This is a genomic window from Sporosarcina sp. P19 (genome assembly GCF_002743165.1).
In the GTDB taxonomy this organism is placed as follows: Bacteria; Bacillota; Bacilli; order Bacillales_A; family Planococcaceae; genus Sporosarcina; species Sporosarcina ureae.
In genome coordinates, this window is the sequence record NZ_PDYR01000013.1 from 55,186 (window position 1) to 74,712 (window position 19,527).

The window sequence follows — 19,527 nt, forward strand, 5'->3', positions numbered from 1 at the left end:
GTTATCTCTCCTTCGTTACTAAAATCGATTTAAGTTTACGAAATGTCTTGATGAATTGATCGAGCTCCTGTTCATCGATTTGATCTGTAAACAGGCTTTCGATGCTTTCATTTATTGCCGCATTTGAAACGGATAGTACTTCGTGGCCTTTTGAGGTCAGTGATATCCGGTTAATTCGCTGATCGTTCAAGTCTTTTTCAGACTGTACAAGATCTTTTTCGACTAGTTTCTTAAGACGTGTCGAAATAGCGCTTTTATGTACACCTTGAATTTCTGCCAGTTGTCCGCTAGATAGTTTCCCGTAGGCTGCCAGGATTTTTAGTACTTGTATTTGTTCTGGTGAGTAGTCATTCCAGATAGCAACGTCCAAGTTTTTCATGACATGTTCCGTGCCGTAGATCATGACTTCTTCAAATAGTTCTACCGCTTCTTGAAGTTGATTTTTCAAAGTAGTCCACCCCCTAAACCAATAATTAATAGTTTAGGGGGTGGACTAAATAAAGTCAAATGAAAAAGCTAGCTTTAGAGATATTTCTCTGAAGCCAGCTCTGCTAAATGCTATCAAATAATAAAGTACGCGATGACCGATAATAGTATGGATGTGACTGTCATAGCCGCTAGCGGACGCATAGCACGTTCTTTCAAGTCTCGTAGGCTAACGTTGAGTCCAAGTCCTACCATGGCTGCTGTTAGTAACCAAGTAGTCAATGTGAAGATGCCTTCCATTACATTATCTGAAACAGGAATAGAGTGACCGAATACGAAGCTTCCAAGAATACTTAGGATGATAAATCCTAACAGGAACCACGGAAACTCAATTTTAGCCCCTGATTCGTCTGTGTCTTTATGTTTACGTTTCATGATAAATATTAAAATAAAGCAGAGCGGTACTAATAGGAATACACGACCGAGTTTGGCAAGTAAAGCAATCGCTAGACCATCTTCCCCTGCCGGTGCACCCGCCAATGCTACGTGCGCGACTTCATGTAAACTGATGCCTGCCCACATTCCATACTCGATTGAATCGAGCGGAAGAATAGGACGCAAAATCGTGTAACCGATTGCAAACACCGTACCCATTAATGCGATGATTCCTACACCTATTGCAGTATCTTCATCCTTTGCTTTGATGATGGGTGCTACTGCCGCAATTGCCGCCGCACCACAGACGCCTGTTCCGACCCCTAAAAGCATAGATATATTTTTATCTGCCTTAAATACTTTTGCAAGCCAAATTGTCATGAAAATCGCGAAAAGGATGACCCCTACATCTCGTACAAGCAAGCCGAGACCATCACTTAAAACCGTGTTTATATTTAATTTCAAACCGTATAAAATGATTGCTGTGCGCAGTAAACGCTTGGATGAAAAAGCAATTCCACTTCGGATCACTTCAGGATAGCCGAAGAATTGACGATATGCCACTGCGATAATGATGGCACATGCTAATTGTCCGATATGATCGAATCCAGGTACTTTCGCTAATAAATACCCTAATAATGCAATAAAAAATGTAAATAGTACTCCACCGATCCAAGGTAACCATTTGGATGAACGCTGTGATGCTTGCTGTTCTGAAGTTATATTTGAAGAAATCACGATAACAACACCTCCTGCTAGTAGTATATAAAATAGCTGGCTATAAGAGAAATAACTATTTATAATAGGTATGATAAGTAAATTTATATACATGGAAAGGAGTTTTTTCCTATCGATCAGCAACTGCAAGTATTCATCGAGGTAGCCGAACAAAAGAACTTCTCTAGGGCAGCGGAAGAACTTCATATGACACAACCCGCTGTCAGTCAATACATTCGTTCATTCGAAGAATCCATCGGGGTACGATTGCTTGAGCGTACCAATAAATACGTACGACTTAATCAAGCTGGGGAAATTGTCTATCATCACGCAAAAGAAATTGCCGGACTATACTCCAAAATGCAAAACTTAGTTGATGACTTAGCCAATAAAGCGAGTGGCCCTCTAACCATTGGGGCTAGCTATACATTCGGTGAATACGTCTTACCCCATGTTCTATCTAAACTTGTCGCAGACTATCCATCGATTGAACCACAAGTAACAATCGGCAATACAGCAGACATTGCGGAGTTAGTCATTACTCACCAGCTCGACGTCGGTTTGATCGAAGGACACTTCAAGGAAGCCGCCCCGCTTCAAAATGAAGATTTTGCAGAAGACGAAATGTACATCGTGACTTCCATCGATCATCCGCTTTCACAGAATAAAGATCGTCAATCGATTACTGAATTAGAAGATGATATTTGGCTATTACGCGAAGAAGGCTCAGGTACACGCGAAGCAGCAGATTTATTCTTCTCCCAGTCAGGGTTCTATCCAAAGCGCATTATGCAATTCAGTAGTACGCAGCCGATAAAAGAATCCGTCGAAGCTGGCCTCGGCGTCAGTCTGCTGTCACAGTGGGCGATCCAAAAGGAATTGCGCTATGGTAATTTAACTACCCTGTCGGTGAAAGGAACACCATTCAAGCGTCATTTCTCCATCGTGACGAATTCGCCGTTTCAAACAAAGGCGTTGCAAGTGTTTATTGAGTTATTGAAGAATAGCGAGGAATTGACAGTTTTGAACGTTGAAACCACATCCTGAAGTTCTTTTCTGGATGCTGACCTTCAGATGGCTTTCAACAGAGTGACTGTAGGTCAGTTCCGAAAGTTGTTTTAGATGGTATGAGTGCGTAAGTGACTACAGATTACGGTTCTGTTAAGAGTGCGTAAGAAGCGGCAATGGGTTGTGGTTCTTGCACGTGCGTTTTCTGTTTCCTGTTCATTCAGGAGGTTGTGCTTTAGCCGGCAATCTAAGTGGCAAGTTCATTACCCCCACTTCGGCGCTGGTGGATGGCTTTCGCGAGGAGCCACAGACAGGAAGTTCGCCTGTCTCTGTCTCATCGCTACGCCTACCACAGCAGGCGCCTTCGTTAGATTGGGTGTAAGGCAGTTCGGGTAATTGTTTTTAAAGGAATTAGTGCGTAAGTGACAATAGATTACGGTTCTGTTAAGAGTGCGTAAGAAGCGGCAATAGGTTGTGGTTCTTGCACGTGCTTTTTCTTTTTCCTGTTCATTCAGGAGGTTGTGGTTTAGCTGGCAATCTAAGTGGCAAGCTCATTGCCCCCACTTCGGCGCTGGTGGATGGCTTTCGCGATGAGCCACAGACAGGAAGTACGCCTGTCTCTGTCTCATCGCTACGCCTACCACAGCAGGCGCCTTCGTTACATCATGTGTAAGGCAGTTCGTATACTTCTTTTTCAAAAGCTGAAAATCAGTATCACCAAGTCGCAGATCTTCTTCCTATTAGAACCACAACCAAAATAACTACCACTTAGTAGCGCAGGCACAACTGCGGGGTAGGCCGTGGCCATGAGACAACTGGCAGCACTATCGCCAGCTGGCTCCTGGCTGGAGGCAATCCCCCACGTGCCTTCGCGGGTCCAAAAAGCAGACACTCCCTAACTCCAATACCCAACAACCAGTCGAGCAACGCCCCCAACAAAAAGTAACAAAGACCCGCAGCCGCATAGTCTCTTCCGCCAAACGCGTTTGTTAGTCGGGTACTGTACGCTATCTCTAGTTTTGCTTTACCACTTAAAACCACAACCAAAATAACTACCCCCCAGTAGCGCAGGCACAACTGCGGGGTAGGCCGTGGCCAGGAGACAACTGGCGGTACTTTGCCAGCTGGCTCCTGGCTGGAGGCAATCCCCCACGTGCCTGCGCGAGTCCAGAAAACGAACACTCACTAACTCCAATACCCAACAACCAATCGAGCAACGCCCCAACAAAAAGTAACAAAGACCCGCAGCCGCATAGTCTCTCCTCCAAAAGCAATTGTTAGTCGGGTAATACGAAACCTCCCAGTTTGCTAAACACACTCTAACTTCAACCCCACTACGCTAAAAAAGGCTGTCAAAGCCAGTAATGCACTTTGACAGCCTAATCCACTTATACATTAGCAGGAACACCAGATCTCAACTTCAACACAACCAACCGATCACCCGCATCCAACGAAATCTTCTTCTGAAGCGTAGCGAATACCAACGAGTCATTCTTCTTCTTCACAAACAACGCAGTCGCTGTCTCCGGAATAACCTCCTTGAACGCCAAATCCGTCTCTGTCCCTTCCCACTCATACAAACCAATTTCATAATCCGTATTGATCTTGCGGTTTAACTCAGGGAACGTAGCTTCTTCTCCGAACAATAAATGCGCTTTTAATGAAATCGGCAACGCGGACTTACTCATCGTATGGTTGGATACAGCCGTCAATGAGAACGTGTTGTTAAAACCGAACTCAGGCGCAAAGGATTGTGTAATCAATGCGTTATAAGACGCATCTCCAGTCATCGATAAAATCGTATCATACGGCGCCAAATCTATGGAAAATCGCGACCGTTCCGATAACATTTGCCCCGTAAACGTATCAATACCTGCTTCAATCGCTGGGCGCAAACGTCCTTGTGAAGGATCGACAATCAGTACCGGTATTTTCATTACTTTTAATTGAATAGCTAACGCAATCGAAAAACTGCTCGCTCCAACGATTAACACGCCCGGTGGTTCATTACTCGCTAAGTTCAGCTTTTTCGCTAACGGTCCGAGTGTAAATCCATGAGCAGTTACCGTAATAAAGACGAGAGCGAAGGTCAGTGCGGTCAGCAATGAAGCCTCTTCGTAACCGTCTTCTGCAAGCGTCGCAGCAAAATAACCCGCGACGGTTAATGCAACAATCCCTCTTGGTGCAATCCAGCCGAGTAGTAACTTCTCTCTCCAGACCAATTCAGTGCCCACCGTCGAAATCCATATGGATAGTGGACGTACAACGAATAGCATAACCAATACAAATCCAATAATCGGCAGAGTGAAGATTTGTGAGAGGGTTTCTCTCCCAAGTGATGCTGTCAATAAAATAAAGACCGTCGATGTCAACATGACGGAGACATTTTCAACAAAATGCCCAACGTTTCCGATGGACGAAACATAGCGCTTCGTGCGCCCCAGTACTAGCCCCATAACAGTCACTGCAAGCATTCCCGTTTCATGCATGATGATTTCCGCCATCGTAAAGCACAATAGTACAAATGCCAAAATGACGGGTGATTTCAAGTACTCAGGAAACTGACCTTTATTCGCCATCACACTGATCAACAGTCCCATCGCTAATCCAAGAAGCGCAGCAAGTGCTGCACCGCCAAAGAAGTTCAATAAATAATTCATCGATAAGTGTTCATTTGTTAATACTTTAATCACTTCATATGCAAACAAAGCAAGTAACGGACCGGCGGGATCTACGATAATTCCTTCCCACTTCAAGACGGCGGCGGTTCGTGCCTTTAATTTTGCATTACGTAGCAACGGAATAATTACCGTCGGCCCTGTCACCACGAAGAGACCTCCAATGATAAACGACACTTCCCACGTTAATCCGGCAATGAAGTGTGCCGTAATCGATCCTAAAACCCATGCTAAAAACGCACCCAATGTAACGACTCGGAAAACAGACTTCGAAATGCCTTTTATTTCCCGAAAGTCTAAGTTAGAACTTCCTTCAAATAATATAATAGCTACCGCCAGTGATATTAGTGGACTATACAGCTCGTCCAATGCCACTTCCGGATTCACCCAGCCAAAAATCGGACCAATCAACAAGCCGGCAATGGACATGATGAATATTGAAGGCCATTGGATTTTCCAGGCTAGCCACTGCGAGAAGATACCGAGCGCTAATATGGCTACGATGCTAATCAGTGCTGCTTCTTCCATCTACACACCCGCCTTCATACTAAACTTATTGATTTGCCTAGTGTAGCAAAAGAGAAGTACTATGCATACTAGAAAGGCAATCTACCTTGTAAACCTTCTGCTAATTAACTATATCTAGTAAAAGTTAGTATAACCTTTTTCGACAATTGTTAACCATTTTCTTACTTCGATCGACGTGAATGAAATCTATAGTAAGACAAAAAAAGAAGTGGACTAAGCCACTTCTCTACATTATGATAACTTGAATCGTTCCACTACACTCCGCAATTCCCCTGCGATCTGATTCATTTGATTGGTGGAATCTGCTACTTGCTCCAATTCTCCTTGCTGAGCTGCAGCTGACGCACTCACTTGTTCAGAAGATGCAGCCGTTTGCTCGGAAATGGCAGATACATTTTGGATTGCTAAAATGGCTTCATCCTTATATTCCATCATTTCTGCAAGCTTTTCAGATAGCTCCGTAATCGATTCGCGTATTTGATCGACGATACCTGCATTTTGTACGAATGATTCCTCCGTATCGGAAACGGACTGGTTTTGACCATCCATTGACTTCATATTCAATTCTATGACATCAACTGTCTGTTGTGATTCTGATAAGATTTCCTTCACGGTTTCTTGAATTACTTCCGTTTCTCTTCGGGACTGTTCCGCTAGCTGACGTACTTCATTCGCAACTACCGCAAATCCTTTACCACTCTCACCAGCTCGTGCCGCTTCAATGCTCGCGTTGAGAGCCAGAAGATTCGTACTCGCTGTAATATCATGCAATGTTTGAATAACCTGATTGATAGATGAAATTTTATCGGTCAGTGTTTGTATTTGTAGTTGTACTTTTTTATTGACTTCATTGGCTGTCGTATTATGATCACGTAGTTTTTTCACTTCTGACATTCCATTTTCCGCAGAATTGGATGCGTCTGTAGATAACTCGTTCATCGTCATGAACATCGTGTGGATATGATCCATACGGTCTGCTAAATCAGAAATTCGTAGGCTGGTTATTTCAGTATCTTCGGATTGTTTCGAAGCCCCTTGAGCAATCTCATCCGTTGCTAGAGATACCTCCTGATTGGCAGCTACTAGCTCTTCAAAGGCATATGTGACTTGTGTCGATGAATCACTTAGTTGCCCCGAGGACTGCTGCACCGTTTGTAGAGCCGCATTTGTTCGACGCAACATATCGTTATAAGCAAGCGCCACTAGGCCTATCTCATCGTGGCGAATTTTCTGTTCATCTACCATCATAGTCAAATCGCCAGTTGCAGCGGTTTCCATAGATTGTTGTAATGTTTTCAACGGTCTCAATTGACGATAAATAAAGAGCGTTGATGCACTTGACATCAGTAACACGATAACAATTGCAGATATAATGGTTATCCACAATATAGTGGTAAACGTATCTAGAATCTCAGATCTTGGTGTAACAGTTTGCACTGACCACTTCTCATTGATTCCTTTTAAGTTAATAGGAGCGAACGCATTAAATGCTTGTTCATGCAGACTTTGAGAATCTACATACATACTCGCCAATTCACCTATATCCAGTTTCACTTTTGCACTATTCCAATCAATCGCATCTGCCATATTGCTATTGTTCAATTCAGCCTTCAAACTATTCGCTGTGATATAACCAGCGTCTGTAATGACAGAAGCATAACCGCCTTTTGGTTGAATGGTCTTCACTACATCAGTCAAGAAATCTATAGATAAATCGGTTGTCAATAAACCAAAGTAATTTCCTGATGCATCGACCATCGGCACAGAAATAGTAGTCATAAGAATCGTTTGACCATTCGTTTCATACGAATAAGGTTCGGTCAAAACGGCACGTGCTTCATTTTTCGGAATGGTGTACCAGCTGTTCGCTGTAGGATCATCCATTCCACTTAACGGCTCTACTTTAGTCGTATTGTCCTCTTTAAAGACATAGGGTATGAATTGCTGATTTCCATCAAGCAAATTCTTTGGTATGGCTTCTCCTTTAGCAAATGCAGTCTGATCGATTACCGCAGCCATACCTGTCGCGTCATCATTTTTTTGCAAATTGCTTTTGATGATGCGAATGACTTCTTCCGGTTTCATATCGCCCGTCGTTTGTAATGTTTCCAATATGTGACTTGTTGTGCGCAACATTTCATTTGTTTCACTTAGTTTCGCACTCAGAACAAGCGAGTTTTTATTTGCACTTTCTAACGCATATTCCTCCGCATCTTTAATGCTTTGCCTATGTAACATGACGCTCGTTACGATTGAGTAAACCAAAAACAATAATAAGAATAATGCGATAATGAGTCCTGAGAGTTTCATCGCAATACTTGCAGACTTCTTCACTTTATAGGCCCTCCTAGTAAAATATAAGTACACTAGTAGTATACCTTTAGTCCTTGTTAAAAGTATACCTTTTAGCTAAATGTCACACAATAAAAAAACCTTGCCGGATCGACAAGGTTACAAATGGATCATTATGAAGTTTTTATTTGATTTATTTTATTCTGTACTGTTTCATTCTCAGCCTTTATATCTGCTAAGTTGACTTCTACATTCTCCGCTGGCGCTTCTTCTCCGAATTGTTCAGCGTATAAGAGTTTAGCTGCTTTTGGAGCAGCCCAGAATGTAGGTAAAAGTAAAAGTGAGACCGGTATGGCCGTTACTACGATAAAGGATTGGATGGCTTCTACTCCGCCTTCACTAATCATCAATAGAACGCTTGCCACTGCTCCCATGATTACCGCCCAAAATACGCGCATGACTTTTGGTGGATGGCCGTCACCTGTAATCGCGACAGAAATCGTATACGCCATGGAGTCACCTGTCGTGACTACGAACAGGATTGTAACGAGAAGAAACAATGGTCCAATGATCACATTCAACGGTAGTTGCTCGGTAATGGCAATCATCGCTGCAGGCATACCCGATGTATTTAATGCTTCGGATATTACACCTGGCTGCGCCATTTCGTAAAATATACCTGCCCCACCGACAGTAGTGAACCAGAATGCCGTTACAATGGGTGCCGTAATGGATACAGCTAATACGAGCTCGCGAATCGTACGTCCGCGTGTAATCGTGGCGATAAAGATTGCCATCATCGGTCCATAACCAAGGAACCAACCCCAGAAAAAGATCGTCCATGACCCAAGCCAACTAGAATCACCGCGGAATGTCGCCATGCCGAAGAATTCTTGAAGATGCACACCCGACGATGAAATGAATGTATTGATGATAAATGCACCAGGGCCAAGAATGAGGATTGCGACCATCAAAATTAACGTGATGATCACATTCAGATTACTCAAGAACTGAATCCCTTTACGTAAACCTGTTACCGCCGAAACAGTAGCGATCGCCACCACTCCAATAATAATGAGTATTTGAGTCATTAACGTATTCGGCACGCCATATAATGCTTCCATTCCATAAGCTGCCTGAAGACCGAGAAAGCCAATCGGTCCAATTGTGCCGGCAGCTACTGCAATGATGGAAAACGCATCAATAGTAGTACCGAGAGCGCTTTTACGCATAATCTTTTCACCGAGTATCGGGTAAAGCAATGTACGCGGTTTTAACGGCATTCCTTTGGAATAATGCGCATACATTAGCACAATTGTCCCTAACGTACCAAGAATTGACCAGGCAAGAAATCCCCAATGCAAATAGGACTGAGCAAATGCTGGAATAATAGCACTTTCCGTTGCCGATTCGACTCCTGTAAACAATGGAGGACGATCCAAAAAGTGATACATCGGTTCTGCAGCCGCCCAAAAAACTCCGCCTCCCGCAAGCAATGTCGTCATAATCATGGCTAGCCATTTGAAATAACCAATTTCCGGCTTATTCATTCCACCTAAGCGAATCTTTCCATACTTTGAGAATGCTAGGAATAGTGCAATGAAAAACGTACCCATTAATAATAGTTGCCAGAACGCGCCAAAGTATTTCACCGCAAATGCAAATGCCCAATCTACCATGTTTGCAACGAAATCCAAGTTAATAAATGATGCGACGACAAATGCTACAAGCAATCCACCGCTAATAAATAAAACGGGACGGTCCGTTTTTGATTTATACTTATTCAAAGTTCTACCTCCTCTAGGCTGCACATACTTGTAACCGCTTACTTAGAAAGCTGTGGAGAATTCATCTCCACTTCCTTACTTCACTTCTACAATGACATCAATTTCAACTGCTGCACCGCGTGGCAACATCATCCCAACTGCTGTACGTGCGTGCGTACCTACTTCTTCACCGAATACTTCAACCAATAAATCCGAAGCACCGTTCATAACTTTTGCTTGTTCAGTGAAATCAAAAGCCGTGTTGATCATGCCGAGAAGCTTCACAAACTTCGTGACGTTTGACAACTCGCCCACTTCTTCTTTAATAGTGGAAAGTGCAAATAGTATGGCCTGTCTAGACGCAGCGTAACCCTCTTCTATTGTAAGCGTATCGCCAACTTTACCTAGTACATCGTATGACAGTGAACCGGATAGAAATAAAAGATTTCCTGTGCGCACACAAGATATGTAATTTCCACCTTTTGCGCGTTTTTCGGGTAGTTCTAATCCTAATTCTTGTAATTTATCTTCTGGTCTCATTCGAATCCCATCCTTTTTATAATGCATCTGTTATTTCCTTACTTGCCGCGATTACGGAAGCTATATACGGTTCCATCGTTTGACGATTCCACCTGAATAATGGTCCGGAAACAGATAATGCACCAATGACGCTTTGTTGCTTATCAAACACAGGTACTGACAAAGCCGCAACATTTGAGCTAATTTCCTCTTCATTGGTAGCATACCCTTGATTTTGTACTTCTTGTAAAATATGTTCCAATTCATGTCGTTCTTCTACAGACAATGTACCTAATACTCTTTCCTGCTGTTCAGGTGATTGGAAGGCAAGAATCGCTCTTCCGCTTGCACCTAAATGTAATGGCAGACGCTTACCGATTCCGACTGAACGTCTGATTTCTTGCTGACTTTCATACTCCAACACACAAATGCGCATCTGTCCTGTAGGCATATAGAATCCGACTGTTTCTCCTGTATTGTTGCGCAACGACATGAGCCATGGTTCTACAACCGGTGCTATCGGCATTTCAGTCAAGATTTTATTGGCATAATCTAAAAAGATGGTCCCTAACGTATATAGTTTTGAACGCGGATCTTGAAAAACCATACCTTCCAGTTTCAATGTAGTCAGTAAACGGTGTACGATCGTTGTCGATAAACCGAGACCTTTACTAATATCACTGACTCCTTGAGGACCTGACACTTCATTCAAATAGTTGATGACGGATATGGCCTTCACCACTGTGGATGAAACTTCCTGTGTCTTAGTCATTTTCATAAACTCCTTTTGCGTGATGAATAGAAAAGAAGAGGAGAGACTGCTCTATTCCTCTTCTTCATCCATTCTAACTTAGTTGCTGTTGATGTAACGAGTTTTATTTTGGCAATAGAAGTCAACCGCTTCGCTGCCGAGTTCCTTATATGTTCCAGTACTTGATTGCTTATAGCCGCCAAATGGTGCTTGGAAGAACGTACCTGTTGTCGTCATATTCACTTTAACAATCCCTGCTTGAATTTCATTCAATGCGCGGTTCATGTATGTTAGATTACGTGTACAGATGGCTGCGGACAGACCGAATGCTACATCGTTCGCTACTTCAATCGCTTCATCGATTGACTCGATTTCAATGATGCTGATTACTGGACCGAATACTTCTTCCTGTGCAATCGTCATTTCTGTCTTCACGCCACCGATTACTGTCGGCTCCACGAAGTATCCTTTATCTGACCCTTCGAATTCAGGAATACCGCCACCTGTTAGGATTTCTCCGCCTTCAGCTTTAGCTTTTCCAATAAGATCCAGTGTAGATTGACGCTCGCCATCACTAACTTGAGGTCCCATTGTTACACCTTCGTCCATACCATTACCAATTTTAATTTTCTTCGAAGCTTCTACTAATTTATCCGTGAACTCTTGACGGATATCTTTGTGGACAAGTACGCGACTAGTTGCTGTACACGCTTGACCTGTTTGACCGTATCCACCCGCTACAGCAAGTTGAACAGCTGCGTCCACGTCTGCGTCTTCCATTACGAGTAATGGATTCTTACCACCCATTTCAAGTAATACACGCTTCATATCTTTTGCTGCTTCTTTATAGATTAAGTTTCCTACACGATTCGAGCCAGTGAATGTGATTGCTTTTACAGCTGGGTGATTGATCATATCTGTTACCAAGCGACCTGGTCCTACTAATTGGTTGACGACACCAGCAGGGACGCCAGCTCTTTCAACAATTTCGACGAACTTCTGTGCTGTCAATGGCGTTTCAGATGAAGCTTTCAATACGACTGTGTTTCCGCTAAGAATAGCCGGAGCAATTTTCCAAGCTGGGATAGACAGCGGGAAGTTCCAAGGCGTGACGACTAACACGACACCGAGTGCTTCTTTGTGTAATTCGATTTGTACACCTGGCATATCTGACTCAACGATACGGCCTGTCATGCGACGACCTTCACCTGCGTAGAATTTAACGATACCCGCTGCATAATTTACTTCTTTGAATGCATCCGCGTACGTTTTTCCTTCTTCTTGTACAATGATGCGCGCGATTTCATCAGCTTCAGCTTCCATGATCGCAGCAATTTTGAATAAATACTCGCCTCTCGCAGGAGATGGTGTCTTACTCCATTCAGGGAATGCTTTTTCTGCTGCTTCAATAGCCGCCTGTGCATCGTCAGCATTGGATTGCTGAACCTTCACAACCAATTCATCTGTGTTCGCTGGGTTTCTAATTTCCAACATATCTGTACCCGAAGTTTCTACCCACTCACCGTTAATATAGTTCTTTAATACTTTAACTTCACTTGTAACTGTCATCATGTATAGTCTCCTCCAGTAAATAATATAGTTTTATGCCATTTCTCCTGCACCGCGTTCACGCGATTGATCAGTAGATTCTACCAGCATACGCTTGCCTGTTTCGTTTAAATCAAGCCACAGTTCTCTGCTGACTTCTGTTCCAAATTGCCACGAAGATTCCCATCGTTGTTCGAAATCATCTGTGGTCGTTAAAATATACGATGTATCTATTGTGTTTTCAAAGCGTTCAATCACTTCATCAATTGCTTCAATATTGGTTGTACCAAATATACAAAATCTTGTTGTAACAGTTGGTAATTTCAATTTCTGATCACCTGTTAAGCCTAGTTCTTTATTGATTCCTTCCATGATATCCTCATTATTACGTTTGTGGACCATGATCGGGTATGCGAAATTCGGTGATGAAATGATTAATGATGAGTGACTAGGCTTCTTGTACAAAATAATACTAGCCAATCCTTTTTTTGATATATACATCGCTTGTTGAGCAAGCACCCGGGACGGTCGTGCATCCCGGACGCAGACAGCTACTGACGGTTGAGCTTCCAAGCGCGCGATTAAATAATCGGCACATGCTTTTCCAAGCAGCATTCCACTTTGCTTCCCGCCATCTATTACAGTTACGCGATCCGATTCATTCAATACTTCCAACTCTTCGAACTCACCTTGCAAATCCTGCAGTTCATCGTAAAGTTGTTGTAATCCATACAATCCAAGAAACTCAGCATTTGCTACCGTTTCTGCTCCTTCTTCCGCATAGCCATAAGGAACTCCAAGAGCTTGGAAGATTTTCTTACAATGAGTATATAATTCTAAGTGAGAGACACGCATTTCTCCAACTCCTTCTCAGTCTTGAACCCTTCCGTAAAGAACCGGTGCCAGTTACCGCCCATAATTTTAGATATTTCCTCATATGTCATACCGCGAGCTTCTAATCCATTTGCGATATTTGGAAAATCATCAGGCGTCTGGAACCATTCCGGCCAATCCGGCCATCCTGGACTCGCTTTCGAACCTGCACCATAATCGATTTCATGAGTCCAGCGACCCATCCGCATCCATGCAAGGAAGTCCGTAGACATATTATGTGTTAAGTCCGTTCCAATCCCTACATGGTCAATTCCCATGAAATCAGCCGTACGAGCAATCATATTACAGAACTCTTCTAGTGTTGTATCCGCTCCATTAATCAAGTGAGGATATGCACAAACACCAAGTACTCCCTTGTTGTCACGTAAAGCAGAAAGTATTTCTTCTGACTTATTACGTTTAGATGGATAAATCCAATCCGGATTAGCATGGGTAATCGCGACAGGACGGCTTGAAAGTGCCAATGTATCCAGTGATGTTTTCGTTCCGACATGTGATAAATCAATAACCATTCCTACTCGGTTCATTTCTTTAATCACATTCTTACCGAATCGAGAAAGACCAGGATCCGTTTCTTCATAACAGCTACTACCGATCAAGTTTTGATTGTTGTATGTCAATTGCATAATTTTAACGCCCATCTCATTGAATACAGAAACGAGACCTAATTCATCTTCTAAAGCAGAAGTGTTTTGTGCGCCTAAAATGATTCCTAGTTTACCGATACGCTTCGCTGTTTCGATATCTTCTCCTGTTTTTACAGGCATAACCAAATCACTGTTCTCATTAAAGAAGCGATGCCATTCCGCTACTTTAGTTAATGTTTCGCGAGCATTTTCCCACAGTCCAACGCAAGCATGAACAGCCGTAACGCCACCTTTTTGTAGCATGATGACAAAATCGCGGTCCCATTTACTTAATTCCAAAGCATCTATTACAATCATATCTTTCATGTCTATAGTCATTTGATCTCCTCCGTTTTTGCTATTAATGGATAGAACCAATCATCCTCGAATGAAGTAGTTCCGATTTCTTCAACTAGCGGTGCTCCTTGGAATAGCGTAATTCGTACCCACCGATTGGATTTCGGATCATAACGTTCAGCGCCAAGTATCGCTAGTTTACAACGTAATAGATATACCGGAAGTAGATCTTTTCCTGTCAAGTTCGCTTGTATCTCACCATACTCCAGACCGTCCAACGATTGTATTCTTCTGACGATCCCTCTGAGCTCCGGCTTTTTCAATAAAAATGCCGCTACTTTCAGATCATTATCACAGACTTCTATTTCCGTAGCTAGTTGCTGTACTTGTTCTGCAATATTCATTGGCATATACAACTCATCGCCCGGGTCGATTCCACGTTCTCCAATACGCGGTTCTTCTTTTTCAGCTGAACGGTACCAGAAATAATGTCTCGACTCGCGTTTTGTGAAGTCGTATTGGAATGCCCACTGGTATTGTTTCTTAATAATTTCGCGTAATGAACCAATTGACATTTCAGGTATCAAATGGAGGCCGTCGTCTGCATTCGTCTGATGCTCTAAGTCGACGATTACTTCAGGATAGAGATCGATTAGTTCTGAGTTAATCAATTCCTGTGCTTCCATTGTGAAATTCGCTTGTACTTTATCAGCAAACTCCAACCACAGTCCTCCTACTTCACTATTGGAACGCCCTATAGTGTTACACACATCTTCTACTAACTTGGAAATCTCTCCGACTTCTTTTGCCAAGTCTCTCGGATTTGTAAATACTTCCATGTCCGGGATTGGAGCGTCTTCAAAGAATGTACGTATTTGTTGTAGTTTTGCAATGAAGCGCTGACAATCATCTGCCGTTGGTTTCATTTTCTTTGCACGTGCCAATGCTACTTCACGAATCCACATCCATTGATGAAGAAGTTTTGGATGAGATATCAAGTAAGGTACCATTCCAAGTCCCGTTGCATTACCTGTTCCAAGTAATTTCTTTAGTTCCGGCTTTAATGTAGCCGCTTTAGGATTATTCTTGCGCGCGATATGTTCAACCAGATCAAAGCTGAAGTGACGTAACATATAGACAGCAAACATTTGAGATTGATAGGCACCGCTGAACGTATGATTATCTTTCATATGTTCATAAGGCGCAATTCCAAATTTACCATTTCCATAGACTGCAGTTGTGCGGAATAGATAACCAATATCGTAAATCATTTCTGCATCTGGCTGCTTACCTTGAGATAGCGCTTCCACGACATGAGAAAAGACACGTTGGCTTTTATTCGCTCTCGACCATACGAGATCCGTGACATCTCCTCGGCCCACTTCCTGTTTCGGAAGTTCTTGTTTCATTCGTTTTAGTTTTTTATCGGAAATTGCTCCATCGCAAAGCGCAAATGTTACATCCCATCTTTCAGAAATGACCCGATCACTTCGAGTTTCTTCACTGATCTCACGGGATAATGCGACAAATGTATACGTACCTTGTGGGGTAGTAATACTATAAAGCGCTTCACCGTATCCTTCGTCATTTATATCAAAGGTCGTTTGCTCAATTTCCCAAGCTTCACGCATCATTTTACGAATTAAAATGCGTAAAAAGCTGAGACTTGTTGAGCGCATTACGCCTAGTCGTTGGATGTCCATTACTTCAGATGCCGGTCTTAGCGCATCTGTATTTTCAATAGCTAATTTAAACATGTAAAACCCTCCATTCTTCTACTCCCACAATGTATATACTTTCACGATTATCGGAATACCTTTCCGAATATCTACATTCATCATAACCCCGTTTGAATTCTCTGTCAACAATTCTATTAAAAAAGTCTATGAAGATTCGACAAGAATCTCCATAGACTTTTATCATTTATTTAGTTCTTTCTGTCATTTGACGCCAGATGGAACCTTTTGCCTCTTCGCCTTCTTCAATTCTGGCGATCGCCATCCGGATTTGCAGTTTCACTTCAAATTCGTTATCGTTTTCGGCTTCGTGCAGTGCGGGTAATGCTTGTTCCGTTCCGGATTCATAGAGGAACATGGCTGCACGCCAACGTACTAACTTGTTTTTATCTTGTAATAGACGGATAGCAGCAGATTCAAAACCAACATAGCCAAGGTCACTCATGCAGTCTGCGGCTGTACGACGAACTGCCCAGCTTTTGTCCTTAAGTGCTTTTTCGATAAACGGAATGACCGTTTCATCTTCGATCATACCAAGGTATACAGTGGCCAATCTACGGATGGACATTTTCTCATCTTCAAGTGCCATCGTTAATACTGGATAATCCGATACGTCCGGATCCGGCATTTGGTCCAGTAAGCGGAAGCGCGTTTCCCATTCGGGAACAGCAAATTCGGCCACACTTACTTTCTGCCCACGAGTTTTTGTTTCCTCGTCTGCCTTTTCCGCTTTTTCCACAAGCTCATGCAAGCGTGTTTCAGGATACGCGGCTTCAAGTTCTTGTACAACTTGCTCGCCTACTTCCTGCAATTCTCCGTAACGGATTCCGTAATCTGCCCACTTCCGAAGTAAAATATAGTTTTCTACTTCAGAATGGTGAACGGTTTCCATTGCCTGAACGAAACGTTCACTTAATCCAAACCTAGACTCCTCATCACTATTGAACACTTTCACTTGTAACGGAATCTCTTTATACGTTTGTACATGAACGTAGACTTCCCCGTAGTGCTCATCTATCTTTTGCTCCTCAGCTTGTTCTAGCGATTCGCCGCCTTCACTTAAGACAGAACGCACTTCGGCAAGAATGGATTCCCACGCAACATTTCCGATTCGCTCTACTGCCATGAAGTCTAATACATGATAGATTCCTTTAATCCCTTGTATAGCCAAAAGAGAACGAATCGGCTCAGGTGCTTGTGCCTCATCTTTCTTCTTATAGTTATGGCTAGTTCCATCAGGTAAAGGGGTATCTAAAACAATTTTCATAGAATTTGGACTCGGTGTTGGTTCAATCGATTTGATTTTCAAGAAAATCTCCTCCTATATAATTAATCAGCTAATTCCTGCAAATAAGACCAGCGCTCGACCAGTTCTTCGTATTGTTGATTCAGCGTTACTAGCTCTTCATCCAATTGGCGAAGCTGATCATAGTCTGAACCTGTAGTCGTCATTTGTTGTTCTATCGCTGCTATTTTTTCTTCCATTACTTCTATATCTGTTTCAATCGTTTCCCACTGACTTTTTTCAGCGTATGTCATTTTCTTTTTAGGTTCTTTAACTTCTGAAGTTGGAGCAACAACCGCAACTTTCGCTTGTGGCTTCACGTCTTTTGTATTCTTTTCATCAAGGTAGTCTGAATACAGGCCAAGACGTACATCAATTTCACCTGACCCATCTAGAATCCATAGCTTACGTGAGATTCGATCCAAGAAGAAACGGTCGTGGGAAATCGTCACGACGACTCCAGAGAACGTGTCAATGAATGACTCCAAAACGGAAAGTGTTTCGAGATCCAAGTCATTCGTGGGCTCATCTAGCAGCAAAACGTTCGGCTGTTCCATTAATAACTTTAATAGATAGAGACGTTTACGTTCCCCACCTGATAATTTACCGATTGGCGTTCCGTGTGCAGAGGAAGGGAATAAGAATCTCTCCAACATTTGCGTCGCAGATAATCGCTCACCGTCTCCTGATTCAATGTCATTGGACGTCTCACGAATATATTCAATAATGCGCTGATTTTCCTTCATTGGTGGCAAATGTTGATGGAAATGAGCAATCTTTACAGTGGAACCTTTATCGACTTCACCGGTGTCCGGCATAGTCGTTCCATCCAGCATTTGAAGAAGTGTCGTCTTCCCTACACCATTCGGTCCAATAATCGCAATACGTTCTTTCGCTTGTAGAATAGCAGAAAAACCATTCAATATAACTTTATCGTCAAATCTTTTCGTAATATTATTGATTTCCAACACTTTTTTACCAAGACGTGTCGTTTGTAAATCCATTTCAAAATCCAATGACTCATCGGTCTGCTTCACTTTTGCTTGAAGATCATCAAAGCGATCAATTCGCGCTTTCTGTTTCGTCGAACGTGCTTTAGCACCGCGGCGAATCCATTTCAATTCACTACGGTAGCGATTACGGTCTTTCTGATCCGAAGCAGCTGACATCTCTTCACGCAGTGCTTTTGACTCCAAATAATCTGCATAATTTCCAGTATGCGAATAAAGTGTTTTATCCGCTAACTCGTAAATATGCGTAGCGACTTGATCCAAGAAGTATCGATCGTGTGTAACGAATAATACTGCCCCTTGAACATTTTGCAAGAAGTCTTGTAACCACTGAATCGATGCAACGTCCAGATGGTTTGTTGGCTCGTCCAGTAATAATAAATCTGCTGGTTCGATTAATACTTTAGCGAGAGCCACACGCTTCAGTTGACCACCTGATAATTCGCCCATTTTCTTATCGAATGTCTCGATACCTAGCTTCATTAATATAGTACGTGCCAATGCATTCAAATCCCAGCCACCCGTTGAATCCATTTCATTTTGATAGAATGAGTAACGCTCCTGATACTCCTCATTTGAAGAATCTTCGGTAAGTAGTTGCAATGCATGCTCGTAATTAAGATTTGTACGAATAACAGGTGCATCACTTTCGAATACTGCTTCCATCACGGTTAAGTCCGGATTGACAATCGGTTCTTGAGGCAAATATGCCACACGGAACTTATTCGGATGATCCATTGTCAACGTATCCGCACTTCCCTGCCCCGAAATTATGGAGAGTAACGTAGATTTCCCAGTACCATTAATCCCGATCAAACCTATCTTGTCTCCACTTTTCAAATTAAATCCTACATCTTTGAAAAGTGTTTTTTCTCCAACTGTTTTGGTTAATTTCTCTACTACTAAATGACTCATCCTGGCACATCCTATTCTTAAATTGCTTCTAGTCCTAGTATAGCCGAAATTCGGGTAAGTTGAAAACATGCACGTTTGTGTACGGTGTCTTGGTAA

The 19,527-nt window shown here is 42.6% G+C and carries 14 protein-coding genes; 1 reads left to right on the forward strand and 13 read right to left on the reverse strand.

Annotated elements, in window-relative coordinates; translation table 11 throughout:
• Position 1: 1 nt before the first annotated feature.
• Both CSV74_RS13245 and CSV74_RS13250 read right to left on the reverse strand, forming a co-directional pair.
• Positions 2-448 carry a MarR family winged helix-turn-helix transcriptional regulator gene (locus CSV74_RS13245; RefSeq protein ID WP_099692032.1) on the reverse strand — a complete coding sequence of 149 codons (447 nt, stop codon included), beginning with the start codon at positions 446-448 and terminating at the stop codon, positions 2-4.
• A 113-nt stretch (positions 449-561) separates the two neighbouring features.
• The gene (locus CSV74_RS13250; RefSeq protein ID WP_369823727.1) at positions 562-1,584 is read right to left on the reverse strand and encodes a YeiH family protein; all 1,023 of its coding nucleotides are present in this window, start codon (positions 1,582-1,584) and stop codon (positions 562-564) included.
• A 126-nt stretch (positions 1,585-1,710) separates the two neighbouring features.
• Here CSV74_RS13250 and CSV74_RS13255 point away from each other — a divergent pair, with 126 nt between their 5' ends.
• Complete coding sequence (locus CSV74_RS13255; protein WP_099692033.1) at positions 1,711-2,625, forward strand: LysR family transcriptional regulator; 915 nt, start codon at positions 1,711-1,713, stop codon at positions 2,623-2,625.
• Positions 2,626-3,974: 1,349 nt separating this feature from the next.
• On the opposite strand, the gene CSV74_RS13265 is transcribed toward CSV74_RS13255, so the two are convergent.
• From CSV74_RS13265 to CSV74_RS13315, 11 genes are all read right to left on the reverse strand, one after another.
• Entirely contained in the window at positions 3,975-5,792 is a 1,818-nt protein-coding gene (locus tag CSV74_RS13265) for a cation:proton antiporter (RefSeq protein ID WP_099692035.1), read from the reverse strand.
• Between the two features lie 231 nt (positions 5,793-6,023).
• The gene (locus CSV74_RS13270) at positions 6,024-8,126 is read right to left on the reverse strand and encodes a methyl-accepting chemotaxis protein (RefSeq protein ID WP_099692036.1); all 2,103 of its coding nucleotides are present in this window, start codon (positions 8,124-8,126) and stop codon (positions 6,024-6,026) included.
• Positions 8,127-8,257: 131 nt separating this feature from the next.
• Complete coding sequence (locus tag CSV74_RS13275; RefSeq protein ID WP_099692037.1) at positions 8,258-9,871, reverse strand: BCCT family transporter; 1,614 nt, start codon at positions 9,869-9,871, stop codon at positions 8,258-8,260.
• Positions 9,872-9,946: 75 nt separating this feature from the next.
• On the reverse strand, positions 9,947-10,390 hold the full coding sequence (locus CSV74_RS13280) for a RidA family protein (protein WP_099692061.1): 444 nt from the start codon (positions 10,388-10,390) through the stop codon (positions 9,947-9,949).
• Between the two features lie 16 nt (positions 10,391-10,406).
• A complete protein-coding gene (locus CSV74_RS13285; RefSeq protein WP_233190939.1) occupies positions 10,407-11,141 on the reverse strand; it encodes an IclR family transcriptional regulator in 735 nt (244 codons plus the stop codon).
• A 78-nt stretch (positions 11,142-11,219) separates the two neighbouring features.
• Entirely contained in the window at positions 11,220-12,692 is a 1,473-nt protein-coding gene (locus CSV74_RS13290; protein ID WP_233190941.1) for an aldehyde dehydrogenase family protein, read from the reverse strand.
• A gap of 30 nt (positions 12,693-12,722) precedes the next feature.
• Positions 12,723-13,523: a DUF3726 domain-containing protein gene (locus CSV74_RS13295; protein ID WP_099692039.1), complete on the reverse strand. Its 801-nt coding sequence runs from the start codon at positions 13,521-13,523 to the stop codon at positions 12,723-12,725.
• On the reverse strand, positions 13,505-14,527 hold the full coding sequence (locus tag CSV74_RS13300; RefSeq protein WP_099692040.1) for a membrane dipeptidase: 1,023 nt from the start codon (positions 14,525-14,527) through the stop codon (positions 13,505-13,507). The genes CSV74_RS13295 and CSV74_RS13300 overlap by 19 nt, the downstream gene beginning before the upstream one ends.
• Positions 14,524-16,242, reverse strand: a complete 1,719-nt coding sequence (locus CSV74_RS13305; RefSeq protein ID WP_099692041.1) for a hypothetical protein — start codon at positions 16,240-16,242, stop codon at positions 14,524-14,526. The genes CSV74_RS13300 and CSV74_RS13305 overlap by 4 nt, the downstream gene beginning before the upstream one ends.
• A 166-nt stretch (positions 16,243-16,408) precedes the next feature.
• The gene (locus tag CSV74_RS13310) at positions 16,409-17,530 is read right to left on the reverse strand and encodes a virulence factor (RefSeq protein WP_099692042.1); all 1,122 of its coding nucleotides are present in this window, start codon (positions 17,528-17,530) and stop codon (positions 16,409-16,411) included.
• A gap of 20 nt (positions 17,531-17,550) precedes the next feature.
• On the reverse strand, positions 17,551-19,431 hold the full coding sequence (locus tag CSV74_RS13315; RefSeq protein ID WP_099692043.1) for an ABC-F family ATP-binding cassette domain-containing protein: 1,881 nt from the start codon (positions 19,429-19,431) through the stop codon (positions 17,551-17,553).
• Positions 19,432-19,527: the final 96 nt, after the last annotated feature.